This is a genomic window from Sodalis sp. RH24, assembly GCF_047324145.1.
In the GTDB taxonomy this organism is placed as follows: Bacteria; Pseudomonadota; Gammaproteobacteria; order Enterobacterales; family Enterobacteriaceae; genus Acerihabitans.
Genome location: NZ_CP178729.1, coordinates 3,531,627 through 3,546,101, shown reverse-complemented (window position 1 = coordinate 3,546,101; position 14,475 = coordinate 3,531,627). Strand labels below are relative to the sequence as shown.

11 protein-coding genes, 2 tRNA genes and 1 rRNA gene are annotated in these 14,475 nt (G+C 54.7%); 4 read left to right on the top strand and 10 right to left on the bottom strand.

Annotated elements, in window-relative coordinates; genetic code table 11:
- Positions 1-41 precede the first annotated feature (41 nt).
- The 9 genes from atpE to ravA form a co-directional block, all read right to left on the bottom strand.
- Positions 42-281, bottom strand: a complete 240-nt coding sequence (gene atpE / locus ACL2XG_RS16085) for a F0F1 ATP synthase subunit C (protein WP_132924133.1) — start codon at positions 279-281, stop codon at positions 42-44.
- Positions 282-330: 49 nt separating this feature from the next.
- Positions 331-1,152 (bottom strand): F0F1 ATP synthase subunit A, encoded by an 822-nt coding sequence (gene atpB, locus ACL2XG_RS16080; protein ID WP_410012838.1) that lies wholly within the window; start codon positions 1,150-1,152, stop codon positions 331-333.
- A gap of 8 nt (positions 1,153-1,160) precedes the next feature.
- Positions 1,161-1,541: a F0F1 ATP synthase subunit I gene (gene atpI, locus ACL2XG_RS16075; RefSeq protein ID WP_410012837.1), complete on the bottom strand. Its 381-nt coding sequence runs from the start codon at positions 1,539-1,541 to the stop codon at positions 1,161-1,163.
- Positions 1,542-2,175: 634 nt separating this feature from the next.
- Complete coding sequence (rsmG, locus tag ACL2XG_RS16070; protein ID WP_413723521.1) at positions 2,176-2,796, bottom strand: 16S rRNA (guanine(527)-N(7))-methyltransferase RsmG; 621 nt, start codon at positions 2,794-2,796, stop codon at positions 2,176-2,178.
- Positions 2,797-2,838: 42 nt separating this feature from the next.
- A complete protein-coding gene (mnmG, locus tag ACL2XG_RS16065; RefSeq protein WP_410012836.1) occupies positions 2,839-4,728 on the bottom strand; it encodes a tRNA uridine-5-carboxymethylaminomethyl(34) synthesis enzyme MnmG in 1,890 nt (629 codons plus the stop codon).
- 374 nt (positions 4,729-5,102) lie between these two features.
- Positions 5,103-5,561: an FMN-binding protein MioC gene (gene mioC, locus ACL2XG_RS16060; protein WP_413721764.1), complete on the bottom strand. Its 459-nt coding sequence runs from the start codon at positions 5,559-5,561 to the stop codon at positions 5,103-5,105.
- Between the two features lie 89 nt (positions 5,562-5,650).
- On the bottom strand, positions 5,651-6,112 hold the full coding sequence (asnC, locus tag ACL2XG_RS16055) for a transcriptional regulator AsnC (RefSeq protein ID WP_410012834.1): 462 nt from the start codon (positions 6,110-6,112) through the stop codon (positions 5,651-5,653).
- 43 nt (positions 6,113-6,155) lie between these two features.
- Complete coding sequence (viaA, locus tag ACL2XG_RS16050; RefSeq protein ID WP_413721765.1) at positions 6,156-7,625, bottom strand: ATPase RavA stimulator ViaA; 1,470 nt, start codon at positions 7,623-7,625, stop codon at positions 6,156-6,158.
- Positions 7,626-7,631: 6 nt separating this feature from the next.
- Positions 7,632-9,131 carry an ATPase RavA gene (gene ravA, locus ACL2XG_RS16045; protein ID WP_413721766.1) on the bottom strand — a complete coding sequence of 500 codons (1,500 nt, stop codon included), beginning with the start codon at positions 9,129-9,131 and terminating at the stop codon, positions 7,632-7,634.
- A 240-nt stretch (positions 9,132-9,371) separates the two neighbouring features.
- Here ravA and kup point away from each other — a divergent pair, with 240 nt between their 5' ends.
- Positions 9,372-11,240, top strand: a complete 1,869-nt coding sequence (gene kup, locus ACL2XG_RS16040; protein WP_410012831.1) for a low affinity potassium transporter Kup — start codon at positions 9,372-9,374, stop codon at positions 11,238-11,240.
- A 91-nt stretch (positions 11,241-11,331) separates the two neighbouring features.
- On the opposite strand, the gene ACL2XG_RS16035 is transcribed toward kup, so the two are convergent.
- Complete coding sequence (locus tag ACL2XG_RS16035) at positions 11,332-12,021, bottom strand: FadR/GntR family transcriptional regulator (protein ID WP_410012830.1); 690 nt, start codon at positions 12,019-12,021, stop codon at positions 11,332-11,334.
- 467 nt (positions 12,022-12,488) lie between these two features.
- Between ACL2XG_RS16035 and ACL2XG_RS16030 the strand changes: the two genes are divergently transcribed.
- The 3 genes from ACL2XG_RS16030 to ACL2XG_RS16020 all read left to right on the top strand — a co-directional run bounded on the left by ACL2XG_RS16030 (position 12,489) and on the right by ACL2XG_RS16020 (position 14,448).
- Positions 12,489-14,031 (top strand): 16S ribosomal RNA (locus ACL2XG_RS16030).
- A gap of 74 nt (positions 14,032-14,105) precedes the next feature.
- Positions 14,106-14,182 (top strand) — tRNA-Ile (locus ACL2XG_RS16025).
- 190 nt (positions 14,183-14,372) lie between these two features.
- Positions 14,373-14,448, top strand: a tRNA-Ala gene (locus ACL2XG_RS16020).
- The last annotated feature ends 27 nt before the right edge of the window (positions 14,449-14,475 follow it).

The following is a 14,475-nucleotide window of genomic DNA, read 5'->3' as shown; positions in this document are numbered from 1 at the left end:
TAACGGTTTGATGTTGTATTAATTTCACGCAATGCTACACACTACGCTACGGCAAACATCACGTACAGTCCCAGACCCACGGCAATCATCGGGATGGCGTCGACCAGACCCATAACGATAAAGAACTGAGTACGCAGCAGAGGGATCAGATCCGGCTGACGCGCTGCACCTTCCAAAAATTTACCACCCAGGATGCCGATACCGATCGCAGCACCGATTGCCGCCAGACCCATCATCACAGCGGCAGCCATGTACAGCAGATCGAGATTCAGGTTTTCCATGACAGTCTCCAGTTTGTTTCAGATTAAACGCAACAGTATTGTAAAAATATCAGTGTTCTTCGGACGCCATCGCTAGATAGACAATCGTCAGCACCATAAAGATAAAGGCTTGCAACGTAATGATCAGTATGTGGAAAATGGCCCAGGGCACATTCAGGATCCACTGCGACCACCACGGTAACAGACCGGCAATCAGAATGAAGATCAACTCACCCGCATACATATTGCCGAACAACCGAAGGCCTAAGGAAACTGGTTTGGACAGTAAGCTCACGCCTTCGAGAATCAGGTTGATGGGTATAAACGCCCAATGGTTAAACGGCTGCATGGTGAGTTCTTTGACAAAACCACCGATCCCTTTCATCCGCACGCTATAGATGAGAATGAGGATAAAGACCCCCAGCGCCATGGATATGGTGATATTCACGTCGGCGGAAGGCACCACGCGCAGCGCCGGTAGTCCCATATAACGCTCGGCGATGGTCGGCAGCAGATCGATAGGCAGCAAATCCATCAGGTTCATCAGGAAAACCCAGACGAAGATGGTCAGCGCCAGCGGCGCGATAAGTTTGCTTTTACCGTGGAACATATCCCGCACGCTGCCGTCGACAAACCCGATAATCAGTTCAACCGCCGTCTGCAGTTTACCGGGAACGCCGCTGGTAGCCCTTCTGGCGACGCGCGAGAAAATCGTAATAAAAATCACGCCGAGCAGAACGGAAAAGAACATGGAGTCAATGTTCAGCGTCCAGAATGTTGCCGGGCCGTTATGGGGATTAACCAGTTCAAAAGTACGCAGGTCCAACTGAAGGTTGTTCAGGTGGTGGCCTATGTATTCCTGTGGAGTAGAGATTTCTCCTGATGCAGACATGATGCCTCTTACCCTTTGTTGTTAATTACGGCCGGTGCCAATATCTGCACAATCAGCACCGATAAATAGGTCAGGCCCAATGGAACAAACGCGGCCCTGAACATCCCAAGCGCTACGATAAGCAAAGCTATGGTAGCGACGACCTTGAGCGCCTCTCCGATGGCAAAAGACCAGGCAACACGCCCCGCGGCCGGAACTTTCACCTGATGGCGCCAGGTAAAGAGTACAAACAACACGTTCGGCAGCCAGGCCGCCAATCCTCCGCCCAGGGCGGATGCGGCCCACTGCGGGCTGCGCAAGGCGAACAACGCGCCCAGCAGGCCCAACGTCAATAACTGGATAAACAACACTTTTCCAGCAACTTTCCCACTGTAGAGGGAAAAGGACATTATTTCACTTCCCCCATACCTGTTCCGGTCAGGCTGAAGGTGTATAAAACTGCCTTTAGCGCGATGAGTCAAGTAGCGAAAAACGTGCAAATTATACGGGTAGACACTACGAATTCAATGCATAAGTAGCGAAAAGGTGAACAATAATTTAAATTCCTTCGTTTTACCCGTTTTCCCCGCTAAAGCGCGGGAATGATACCATGCATAACTTTATACTGCTTGGGCAATTATTGCTTCTGAAACTGTGCGTCTGATCACGTTATAGTTCGCTAATTTTTATGGCTCGTCGGCGGGCTTTTTTTGCCTCTGATTAAAATAACTATAAAAACACATTAATTTTCAAACAGTTATATATTAACGTGTCCTTAAAAAGCCTTATATCATCACAATCGCGCCGGAGTGTGATGAGGCGGCTTATTCTCCGCCAAAGCCGGCGGTAATATCACTGACATTTTTGGACACATATATTTTACACAGTGACTATTAGCCTTAGAACTAAATGAGCGACAATACAATATGATAAAATAATGTAAAATTTAAGTAACCGAGATTTGAAATTACACCGCCGGGAAATGCGGCCGTCCGGCAAAAACCGCGATAATTCTATTCAATCTTTTATTGATAAAAAACAAATTTAACGCACCCCGATCACCACTAAATGCCGCTCGCCCTGCAATTGCGGCACGGACAGCGTAATCACTGATTCCAGCACGTATTTTTCCGGCAACGCGGACAATTCCTCCGCCGGCACCTGCCCTTTCAGCGCATAAAAACGGCCTGCCGGCACGGCGGGCAAATGATGACACCAGGCCAGCATATCGCCCACCGAAGCAAAGGCGCGGCTGATAACGCCGTCAAAACCCATGACCGGCGCATAGTCCTCCACCCGGCTCTGCACCGGTTCGATATTGTCCAGCCGCAGTTCGTGTTGCACCTGGCGCAGGAAGCGAATGCGCTTGCCCAGGCTATCGAGCAGGGTAAAGCGGGAATCGGGGCGGACGATGGCCAGCGGAATGCCGGGCAAGCCGGCGCCGGTGCCCACATCGATAAAATGCCGGCCGCGCAGATGCGGATCGACCACGATGCTATCCAGAATATGGCGGATCAGCATTTGCGCTGGATCGCGCACTGACGTCAGGTTATACGCCTTGTTCCATTTATCCAGCAGTTCAACGTAGCGTACCAGCTGCCGCTTTTGCCCATCGGGCAGCGCAATGCCGGCGGCGTTGAGTAAGACTTCCAGTTTGGCCAGCATGGCGGGATCCTTAAAAATAAGCGGGGTGGCGGACATGTCATCTCAGGCGCTGCGGCGCAGCATGCCCTGCTTTTTCAGCCATACCAGCAAAATGGAAATCGCCGCCGGGGTGATGCCGGAAATGCGTGAGGCCTGCCCAATGGAATTGGGTTTGTGATCGTTAAGCTTGGCGATCGCTTCATTGGACAAGCCTGATACCTGCCGGTAATCCAGCTCCGCCGGCAGCAGGGTATTTTCATTACGCAGCTGGCGGTCGATCTCTTCCTGCTGACGGGTGATGTAACCCGCATATTTAATCTGGATTTCCACCTGCTCCGCCGCCTGCGGATCGGTAAGCGCGGGCGAAAACATCGGTAGCCCGGTCAGGACGCCGTAAGTCATCTCCGGACGCCTGAGTAGTTCTTCGCCGCTGGCTTCGCGTGACAAAGGCGCCTTAAGCAGCAGGTTGATCTGTTCAACCTCGGCGGTGCGGGGATTAACCCAGACGTCGCGCAGGCGCTGGCGCTCCCGCTCGATATTGTCCAGTTTCTCGCTAAAGCGCGCCCAACGCTCATCGTCCACCAGCCCCAGCTGCCGGCCGGTTTCGGTCAGGCGTAAATCCGCGTTATCCTCGCGCAGCAGCAGCCGGTATTCAGCGCGCGAGGTAAACATACGATAGGGTTCCTTGGTGCCCAGGGTGCAAAGATCATCCACCAGCACGCCCAGATAGGCCTGATCGCGGCGTGGGAACCACCCTTCCTGGTCATTGGCCAGGCGGCCGGCGTTGATGCCCGCCAGCATGCCCTGGGCGGCGGCTTCTTCGTAGCCGGTGGTGCCGTTGATCTGCCCGGCGAAGAATAATCCGGCAATGTATTTGCTCTCAAGCGTCTGCTTCAAATCGCGCGGATCAAAAAAATCATACTCGATGGCATAGCCGGGCCGAACGATGGCGGCGTTTTCCAGTCCTTTCATCGAATGCACGATTTTCATCTGCACATCAAACGGCAGGCTGGTGGAAATACCGTTGGGATAAACTTCATTGCTGGTCAGCCCTTCAGGTTCAAGGAAAATCTGATGGGAGTCGCGATCGGCAAAACGCATGACCTTGTCTTCGATGGAAGGACAATAGCGCGGTCCCACGCCTTCGATGACGCCGGCGTACATCGGGCTGCGATCCAGGTTCTGCCGGATCACCTCATGGGTGTTCTCATTGGTGTAGGTAATATAACAAGGCACCTGGCGCGGATGCTGTTCAACCGAGCCCATAAACGAGAATACCGGTAACGGCACATCGCCCTGCTGGGTCGCCAGCTGGCTGAAGTCGATGGTTCTGGCGTCCAGGCGCGGCGGGGTGCCGGTTTTCAGGCGTTTTACCCGGAACGGCAGCTCACGCAGACGTTTGGACAATGAGATCGACGGCGGATCGCCCGCCCGGCCACCGCTGTAATGATCCATGCCGATGTGGATCTTGCCGTCCAGGAAAGTCCCGACGGTCAGTACCACCGCCCTGGCCCTGAATTTCAGGCCCATCTGGGTCACCGCCCCGACCACGCGATCGTTTTCGACGATAAGATCTTCCACCGCCTGCTGGAAGATCATCAGGTTGGGCTGGTTCTCCAATGCGGTTCGGATCGCCAGGCGATACAGCAGCCGATCCGCCTGGGCACGGGTGGCGCGCACCGCCGGCCCTTTGCTGGCGTTTAGTATCCTAAACTGTATCCCCGCCAGGTCGATCGCCTTGGCCATCAGGCCGCCCATGGCGTCGATTTCCTTGACCAAATGGCCTTTGCCTATCCCGCCGATTGCCGGATTACAGGACATTTGTCCAAGCGTATCAATATTATGCGTCAACAGCAGGGTCTTGCGGCCCATCCTGGCCGCCGCCATGGCAGCTTCGGTGCCGGCATGGCCGCCACCGATGATGATGACGTCAAATTGATCGGGATAAAACATGATAACTCTTCCTCGCATGGGGCCATCGCCTGGGGCGAACGATCGTCAAGGGCGGTTGGGAAAGTGGATTCTACTCAACTTTGCGGGTGATACAAGCCCTGGGGATCCGCAGGTAATTAAAGAAAGATCTTTTTATTTAAAGATCTCTTTATTATGTCTACTACTATGATCGCGATCCTCTGTGGATAAGCCTTTAAACAGCCGCAATATCAGATCGTTGTCGACGATCGTTTGCTGTGAATGATCGGTGATCCCAAACGGTATAAGCTGGGATCAAGATCGGTACTTATCCACTGATTGAAAAACGCACAAGGGTTATACAGTGGATAAATACCGGTTATAGGCGGGTTTTAAGCATACTTATACACAAAAAATCAGCGATCTTTTTTAGTTTTTATTAAGTCGATCCAGCTTTCCGCCCATTCTTCCGCCGGATCCTCGGGAATTTCATGTTGCGTGATATCGATCTTTAATATTTCGCCGATGCGCACCGCGCCGCGCGCGATCATGTGACGATCGATAGCATCGATCGCCCCGCAAAAGGTATCGTATTCACTGCTGCCGATGCCGACCGCGCCATATCTAACATTGGCCAGCGACGGCTGCTCGGTTTCCAGTTGTTCAAACAGCGGCTGCAAATTATCCGGCAGATCCCCGGCGCCGTGGGTCGAGGATACGATCAGCCACAGGCCTTCCAGAGCCATCTCTTCCAATTCGGGACCGTGCAGCACAGTGGCGGTAAATCCCTGATTTTCAAGAATACCGGCAAGGTGTTCCGCCACGTATTCGGCGCTGCCCAGGGTGCTGCCACTGACGATCGTTATATCGGCCATATTCTTTCCGTCTGATCAAAGAGCCGATATTGTACGCTGTGTATCGCCTGGGATCTACCTGTGGACAATAGGGGTATAACAATTTGCCGTCAGGGGACGATCGTACGGCTGATGGGGTTTTGCAGCGAGATCAGCGTTTCCGTGGATTGGATTTCATCAATGGTCTGGATCTTGTTGATAAGTACTTCCTGCAAGGCATCGATGGAGCGGCACATGACTTTGATAAAAATGCTGTAATGCCCCGTGGTGTAATAGGCTTCCACCACTTCCTCCAGCGCATCGAGTTTTTTCAGCGCCGACGGGTAGTCCTTGGCGCTCTTGAGAATGATGCCGATAAAGCAGCAGACGTCATAACCCAGGTGCTTGGCGCTGACGTCTACCCGGGCGCCGGTAATAATACCCGCCTGCTTCATTTTCTCCACCCGCACATGAATGGTGCCGGCGCTGACCGCTAATTGCTTGGCAAGCTCGGCATAGGCGGTACGGGCATTGGCCATCAGCGCCTGCAAAATGGCGCGATCGAGCGCATCTATCTGATAATTTTCCGGCATTATTTCCTCTTTGGTGACAACAGGCGACCCCTGCTGCCGGCGGTCAGTCCTGACGGCGCCAGCGTCGTAGCAAACGGTTTTTCAGGCCGGTATCGAAGCGCCAGATATGATCGAATATCTTCAGGATACCCGGTTTTCCCAGGGACGACAGCGCAACGGCATGAAACCGCTGAAGCTGCCGCTGCCGCTGCTGTTTTATCCTGGCGGCCAGGTTGTCCGGCAAACGCTGGGCGATAAAATCGGAGATCACTACCGCGTCCGCGTCCCGCCACTCGGGCGTATCCAGCCGATCGGCCAGGGCGGCGATGCAGGCGGTCAAGTCGGTGCCGCCGCTAAAGCGCTGGCCGAGAAAACGGATCGCCTGTTCCAGCCCGGATAGGGCGCTAAGCTCATAGCTGACCATGCCGGTGGAGAACAGCGTAATATAGCAGCGCCGGTTATCCGCCAGCGCAATACGCATCAGCGCCAGGCAGAACGCCTTTGCGCATTGCTCGTTAAATCCGCCCATCGAACCGGACGTATCGACGCAGACGATAAACGGCCCCCGCGGCTGCGGTTGCCGCTGCTCGCCCTGCGCCGACTGTTTTACCACCCGCTCCCGCCAGCCCTCGCCCTGCAGGCGATAGGTCAGCAAGCGTTTCTCCAGCAACCGCCGGTAGAATTCATACTCCAATTCATCAATACCCAGTGTTGCCAGCTCGGTGGGCAGCAACCGCAACAGATCGTCGCTTTGGTGAATACCGCCGACTTCCTCGGGTTGTACCATGGGTTCGCGCACCCGCAGCCGCATCCATTGCTGCGGCGCCTCGGGAGCGGCGGCGGCGTGGGCTTCCCGGCTGCGTCCCAAGCTTTCGGCCAGCCGGCGTAATTCCGGTTGCCGACGTAAAAACTCGCCGTAATGGACCAACTGGCGGTAATCCTGCTGCTGCCTTTGCGCGGCGGCCATGTCCCACAAACGTCCGGCCGCGGCTTCGTTTTCCGCCATCAGGGGCGCCAGCGCGCCGCTGGTCGCCAGCTGCTGCGCGAGCTCGTCAAGCAGCAGCTCGCGTTCCGTATCCAGCAACTGATGGTGCAGGGTGACCGCCCTCAGCGTCAGGTCGATGCGCCAGCGCTGTAAAAACAGGGGATGAAAGCTTTCCTGCGGGCGCGCCCGGGCAAAGGTCGCCGCCGCGGCCAGGCTTGCGGCCTCCGGATAAAAAGGCGAGGAAAGCCGCTGCAGCAGTTCCAGGGTGGGGGTAAGCGCGTCCCTGAACTCGCCTGGCGATAGCAGTTGGCAGTGTTGGAAGTGGTAAAACTCCGTGGCCAGTTCGGATGAAACCCGGGTTTCCATCAATACCCGTGCCAAACGTTGCCGGATAACCGGCATGCGCTTGAGCAAAACGGTTTTGAACAGCGGGTATTTTTCCATGAACACGGCTAACTGCGGGCTGGCAAGCAGCGTCAGGATAAAATCGTCCAGCAGCTCGCCTTCGTTGATGGATAAAAATAAATCCAGAGTGCTCAAGGCCAGCATGATGGGTTAACCTTGTCCGGCTTGCGCGAGCTGGCGGGACACTTCCAGCAGGCTATCTTCTATTTTAGCCACCCAATCGCGCGGGATGAACAGACAGGCTTGCTGTTCGCTGAACCGGGCGCGCTGCTGGCGATACTGCCTCTCCACCAAGGCCAACGCCTCTTGCAGCGCTTGCGGCGGTGCCGCCGGCGGGAGTTGCTCCTCCAGCGCCAATAGCGAGGCTTGCCGGCTGATATCCAATATTTCCAGCTGTCGCTCGGCGTTGATGCGTACCTCCAGGGGCTGGGCAAAGCCGATATTATTGAGCCGCCCTTTTAAAACCGTATCTTTAAGCAGCCACTGTCGCAGCGCCTCACGCTCGACGGCGATATGGGTCACGTTGACGTCATGCAATACCAGCGGTGTTTGCAATACCAGCCGCAGGGTGCCGTCGGTTATCGCTGCGGGCAGGGAATAGACCGGTTTACGATTTATCAATCCTTTGCGCGACTCGAACGCCAGGGCCTGCCGTTGGTTTTGCCGGCGACGGTGCGCCAGGCTTTCCCGCTGTATATCCTGGATTTTCAACAGCATGGTTTGCTGTTGATAGCCTTGCTCGATAAGCAACAATTCAACCTGGCGTTCCACCAGTTGCAGACTGTCCGGATCGTGCCACAGGCAATCCTTTAACAAGATGATGTCTATCGGGGCGATGGCCTGCCGGTCGCTGAAAAACGCGCTTGCCCGCAGCAGGCGCAACGCTTTTTTCCACCGCCGGTCGGAGACATAAGGCGCCTGAGTCACGGCATCCAGGCGCTGGCGCAGCAGGTAAATCAATTCAAAACATTCCGCCGGCAGGCTGATGAGATCTATTTTCGGCTGCCATGCCAGATATTCTTCGTCGGTAACGCCCAGGCCGTCGGGTAAAGCCTGCTCCCCGCTATCAGCCGTGTGAATCAGCAACGCGTGGAAATTGGCTTTCTCTTTGACCTTATGCAGCCACAAACGGATCAGCATACGGTCATACAGGGCTTCCAGGCCGCTGTCATTATCCGGGAGTTCATTGGACGCGGTTATCAGCAGCCGCATCGGCAATACCTGCTCGGTATCGCCGTTGCGAAAACGCCGCTCGTTAATGGCCGTCAGCAGGGTATTCAAAATGGCCGGTCCGGCTTTCCATATTTCATCAAGAAAGACAATTTCCGCCTCCGGCAGGTAGCCTTTGGTCAGGCGATGGTAACGCCCGTCTTCTTTCAGGGCCTGGATGGACAGGGGGCCGAACACTTCTTCCGGTGTGGAAAAGCGCGTCATCAGATAATCAAAGGCCCGCGCATGGCTGAACGCCAGTTTAAGACGGCGCGCGATAAGACTTTTGGCGATGCCGGGCGGACCCAATAAAAACACGCTTTCGCCGCATAACGCCGCCAGCAGGCACAGGCGCACGGTATGCTGCCGTTCGTACAGCCCGCTTTCCAGCGCGCTGCTCAGGCGATAAATTCTCTCAACCAGCGGGGATGAATGAGCCATAATAAATGTCTGATCCCGAGTAATTATGATGACGCAACAATAAACTACCGCTTTTTATAATGATAGGACTGAAAACAGGCGGGAGGCAGGGTCATTTCTTCCCGACGGGCTGATATCGATGCGAAGAAAGATGATATTAGATTAGGTATTCTGCTAGTTTCATGCATACTGTGCGCTTTTTGATGAGCTATGGATTAAGCCCACCAAACGCTACGGATACATTACAGCGCGAAAGAGGTTATGAGTAGAGAGAATAAGCAATCCCTATCGGCGGTAACATTGGCCGCTATCGGCGTGGTTTATGGAGATATCGGCACAAGTCCTCTATATACCCTCAGAGAATGCCTGGCAGGGCACTATGGTTTCGGCGTTGAACGGGGCGCGGTGCTTGGTTTCCTGTCGCTCATCTTCTGGCTGCTGATCCTTATTGTTTCCTTCAAATACCTGTCTTTCGTCATGCGGGCGGATAACGCCGGGGAAGGCGGTATTTTAACCCTGATGTCGCTGGCCGGCAGGAATACGTCGGCGCGCATGACCTCGGTGCTGGTTATCATGGGGCTTATCGGCGGCAGTTTCTTTTACGGCGAGGTTGTGATTACGCCGGCCATCTCGGTGTTGTCGGCCATTGAAGGGCTGCAAATCGCCGCGCCGTCGCTTGATGCCTATATCGTCCCCTTATCCGTAGCTGTCCTGACGCTGCTGTTCCTTATCCAGAAAAAAGGCACCGGCGGCATAGGCAAATTGTTCGCGCCGGTCATGGTGGTGTGGTTTCTGGCCCTGGCGGTGTTGGGCGCGCGCGGCATCATGGACAATCCCGAAGTGCTGTACGCCCTCAATCCCAAATGGGCGGTAAGCTTTTTTATTCAATATAAAACCATTTCGTTTTTTGCCCTTGGCGCGGTGGTGTTGTCGATTACCGGCGTGGAAGCGCTGTATGCCGATATGGGCCATTTCGGCAAGCTGCCGATCCGTATCGCCTGGTTCAGCGCGGTTCTGCCCTCGCTGGTATTAAACTATTTCGGCCAGGGCGCGTTATTGCTGAAATACCCCGCCGCCATCAAGAACCCTTTCTTTTTGCTGGCGCCGGACTGGGCGCTGATTCCCTTATTGATATTGGCCACCCTCGCCACGGTGATTGCCTCCCAGGCGGTGATATCCGGCGTCTTTTCCCTCACCCGACAGGCGGTGCGCCTGGGTTACCTGCCGCCGATGCGCATCGTCCATACTTCCGAGATGGAATCCGGCCAGATCTATATCCCCTTTATTAACTGGCTGCTGTATGTTGCCGTGGTGCTGGTGATCATGAGCTTCGAGCATTCCAGCAATCTGGCGGCGGCGTACGGTATCGCGGTTACCGGCACCATGGTGCTGACCAGCATCCTGTCCTGCACCGTCGCCATAAAAAACTGGCATTGGAACCGTTTGCTGGTGTTGGTATTGCTGATATTGCTGCTGGGCATGGATATTCCCATGTTCGCCGCCAACGCCCTGAAGATTTTCTCCGGCGGCTGGCTGCCGCTGCTGCTGGGTTTCCTGATGTTTATCGTCATGACCACCTGGAAGAGCGAACGCTTCCGGCTGTTGCGCAGGATGCATGAGCACGGCAATTCCCTGGAGGCGCTGATCGCCTCGCTGGAAAAATCGCCGCCGGTCAGGGTAGCGGGCACGGCGGTATTTATGTCGCGGGCGATGAACGTCATTCCTTTTGCGCTACTGCACAATCTCAAGCACAACAAGGTGCTGCACGAACGCGTGGTGCTGTTGACGCTGCGCACCGAAGACGCGCCATTTGTACACAATGTGCGGCGCGTCACCATCGAGCAGCTTTCGCCGACCTTCTGGCGGGTGGTTGCGAGCTACGGCTTTAAAGAAACGCCGGATATGGAGGAAATTTTCCATCGCTGCGGCCTGGAAGGGCTGTCGTGCCGGATGATGGAGACCTCTTTCTTTATGTCCCACGAATCGCTGATCCTGGGTAAACGCCCCTGGTATCTGCTGGTGAGGGGCAAGCTGTTCATCGCCTTAAGCCGCAACGCCCTGCGTGCGCCCGATCAATACCTGATTCCACCTAACCGGGTTATCGAGCTGGGCACCCAGGTGGAAATCTAAGTCGCCGGCTGATCTGTACTCCAGGCGAGCCAGCCCGGCAGGCCGTTTGTTAACGGCGGCGCGGGGGCCGCTTGCCGTCTTGCGCCGCTGACTAATCGTTTCCTGCCAGCAGCCGCTGGCAGGCCGCCATCGCCTCCCGCGAATCGCCGGCCAGAATGGCATCCACGATAGCCTGGTGCGGGTCGGCCTTCACGTTTTCATCGCTGACGATGGCGCGAAAATAGTTCTGATAGATGGAACTGAACAGATTGGCAAAAGATGAAAGGAAGGGATTGCCGCTGATTTCATAGATATGCCGGTGGAACTGGGCATCGACGTGTATCCAGCGTTCACGGTCAAAATGCGCATGCAGCAACTGCATCTCCTCCATCAGCATCACCAGCCTGTTTTTTTCCTCATCGGTGGCATTCACCGCCGCCAGCGCGCAGGCCTGCGGCTCAAGGCTGGTGCGCATGACCAGGAAGTGATCCATCACGCCGTCAAAATTCTCGCGGGTGACCCACCACCCTAGTAATTCCTGATCCAGAAAATTCCACTGGTGGCGCGGTAAGACGCGCGTGCCGATACGCGGCCGGGGCAAGAGCATGCCTTTTGCCGCCAATATTTTCACCGCCTCCCTGACCGCGGTACGGCTGACGCCAAACAGATCGCCCAGCTCAATTTCACCCGGCAAAATGTCGCCGGCGGCATATTCTCCCGCCAGGATGCGTTGTCCCAGCTTCTCGGCCAGAATATAGGAAAGGTTTCGTTGTGCGGCTTGTTGTTGCGGTGTCAAATGCATCGCGTCCCGTCCCATGTGTTTTAATTGACTCTATATTATGCCTGCGCACGGGCATATGGCGGGGTAAATGTCGTAAATGCAGTCCCGATCCCTGAATTTATCCAAGATTTGCTGAAAAATAAACCGATTGGCTTATTTTTACCAATTAACCCTTGTCAGGCTGGGGAAAGTCCCTATAATGCGCCTCCACTGACCGGGAACAAACGCTAACGCGATGCCGGGTCGGGAAGGGAAAAGCGCCCGGTACGGGCAAATAAAAGCTTGACTCTTCAGCGGGAAAACGTAATATACGCAACCCGCGCCAGGTGAGATTAATGCACGCTGGCCATGCTCTTTAACAATTTATCAGACAATCTGTGTGGGCACTCACAAGACCGTATCGAAACACAAAATACCAAGTCTTGAAGAGTGAACAAACAGTTAATTCATAAGATTAACAGTATGACAATCTTTGAGCATCAAGCTTTTAATTGAAGAGTTTGATCATGGCTCAGATTGAACGCTGGCGGCAGGCCTAACACATGCAAGTCGAGCGGCAGCGGGAAGTAGCTTGCTACTTTGCCGGCGAGCGGCGGACGGGTGAGTAATGTCTGGGGATCTGCCTGATGGTGGGGGATAACTACTGGAAACGGTAGCTAATACCGCATAACGTCGCAAGACCAAAGTGGGGGACCTTCGGGCCTCACGCCATCGGATGAACCCAGATGGGATTAGCTAGTAGGTGAGGTAATGGCTCACCTAGGCGACGATCCCTAGCTGGTCTGAGAGGATGACCAGCCACACTGGAACTGAGACACGGTCCAGACTCCTACGGGAGGCAGCAGTGGGGAATATTGCACAATGGGCGCAAGCCTGATGCAGCCATGCCGCGTGTGTGAAGAAGGCCTTCGGGTTGTAAAGCACTTTCAGCGGGGAGGAAGGCGACAAGGTTAATAACCTTGTCGATTGACGTTACCCGCAGAAGAAGCACCGGCTAACTCCGTGCCAGCAGCCGCGGTAATACGGAGGGTGCGAGCGTTAATCGGAATTACTGGGCGTAAAGCGTACGCAGGCGGTCTGTTAAGTCAGATGTGAAATCCCCGGGCTTAACCCGGGAACTGCATTTGAAACTGGCAGGCTAGAGTCTCGTAGAGGGGGGTAGAATTCCAGGTGTAGCGGTGAAATGCGTAGAGATCTGGAGGAATACCGGTGGCGAAGGCGGCCCCCTGGACGAAGACTGACGCTCAGGTACGAAAGCGTGGGGAGCAAACAGGATTAGATACCCTGGTAGTCCACGCTGTAAACGATGTCGATTTGAAGGTTGTGGCCTTGAGCCGTGGCTTTCGGAGCTAACGCGTTAAATCGACCGCCTGGGGAGTACGGCCGCAAGGTTAAAACTCAAATGAATTGACGGGGGCCCGCACAAGCGGTGGAGCATGTGGTTTAATTCGATGCAACGCGAAGAACCTTACCTACTCTTGACATCCAGAGAAGTTTGCAGAGATGCGAATGTGCCTTCGGGAACTCTGAGACAGGTGCTGCATGGCTGTCGTCAGCTCGTGTTGTGAAATGTTGGGTTAAGTCCCGCAACGAGCGCAACCCTTATCCTTTGTTGCCAGCGAGTAATGTCGGGAACTCAAAGGAGACTGCCGGTGACAAACCGGAGGAAGGTGGGGATGACGTCAAGTCATCATGGCCCTTACGAGTAGGGCTACACACGTGCTACAATGGCGCATACAAAGAGAAGCGAACTCGCGAGAGTAAGCGGACCTCACAAAGTGCGTCGTAGTCCGGATTGGAGTCTGCAACTCGACTCCATGAAGTCGGAATCGCTAGTAATCGTGGATCAGAATGCCACGGTGAATACGTTCCCGGGCCTTGTACACACCGCCCGTCACACCATGGGAGTGGGTTGCAAAAGAAGTAGGTAGCTTAACCTTCGGGAGGGCGCTTACCACTTTGTGATTCATGACTGGGGTGAAGTCGTAACAAGGTAACCGTAGGGGAACCTGCGGTTGGATCACCTCCTTACCGAAATAGATACTAATTGTGTAGTGTCCACACAGATTGTCTGATAACTGTAACGAGCAAGAAAAACCTTCTATAGGCTTGTAGCTCAGGTGGTTAGAGCGCACCCCTGATAAGGGTGAGGTCGGTGGTTCGAGTCCACTCAGGCCTACCATTCCTTCCCATGCTGCGTTGCGGCGCCACTCGTTTATTTCAATAAACTTCGTGACCCCACGCCTTGCCTGGAAACGAATGGGCTATCAAGTTGTTCTCCTTTCTAAATGCCATTGCTTTGTAGCTTAATTGATGCACAGCAATTTCAGTGCGGGAAAGAGTCTGGTTGATGTTAAAAGGTTAAACGACTTGGGGCTATAGCTCAGCTGGGAGAGCACCTGCTTTGCACGCAGGGGGTCAGCGGTTCGATCCCGCTTAGCTCCACCATTTCCTGATGGGATGGGTGGTAAGATT

Excerpts from the sequence above, each read along its gene's own strand:
- ACL2XG_RS16035 (WP_410012830.1), bottom strand. The coding sequence starts at position 12,021 with ATGCATTTGACACCGCAACAACAAGCCGCACAACGAAACCTTTCCTAT.
- atpE (WP_132924133.1), bottom strand. The coding sequence starts at position 281 with ATGGAAAACCTGAATCTCGATCTGCTGTACATGGCTGCCGCTGTGATG.
- viaA (WP_413721765.1), bottom strand. The coding sequence starts at position 7,625 with ATGCTGGCCTTGAGCACTCTGGATTTATTTTTATCCATCAACGAAGGC.
- ravA (WP_413721766.1), bottom strand. The coding sequence starts at position 9,131 with ATGGCTCATTCATCCCCGCTGGTTGAGAGAATTTATCGCCTGAGCAGC.
- atpI (WP_410012837.1), bottom strand. The coding sequence starts at position 1,541 with ATGTCCTTTTCCCTCTACAGTGGGAAAGTTGCTGGAAAAGTGTTGTTT.
- asnC (WP_410012834.1), bottom strand. The coding sequence starts at position 6,112 with ATGCCGGAAAATTATCAGATAGATGCGCTCGATCGCGCCATTTTGCAG.
- kup (WP_410012831.1), top strand. The coding sequence starts at position 9,372 with ATGAGTAGAGAGAATAAGCAATCCCTATCGGCGGTAACATTGGCCGCT.
- rsmG (WP_413723521.1), bottom strand. The coding sequence starts at position 2,796 with ATGCTGGCCAAACTGGAAGTCTTACTCAACGCCGCCGGCATTGCGCTG.
- mioC (WP_413721764.1), bottom strand. The coding sequence starts at position 5,561 with ATGGCCGATATAACGATCGTCAGTGGCAGCACCCTGGGCAGCGCCGAA.
- atpB (WP_410012838.1), bottom strand. The coding sequence starts at position 1,152 with ATGTCTGCATCAGGAGAAATCTCTACTCCACAGGAATACATAGGCCAC.
- mnmG (WP_410012836.1), bottom strand. The coding sequence starts at position 4,728 with ATGTTTTATCCCGATCAATTTGACGTCATCATCATCGGTGGCGGCCAT.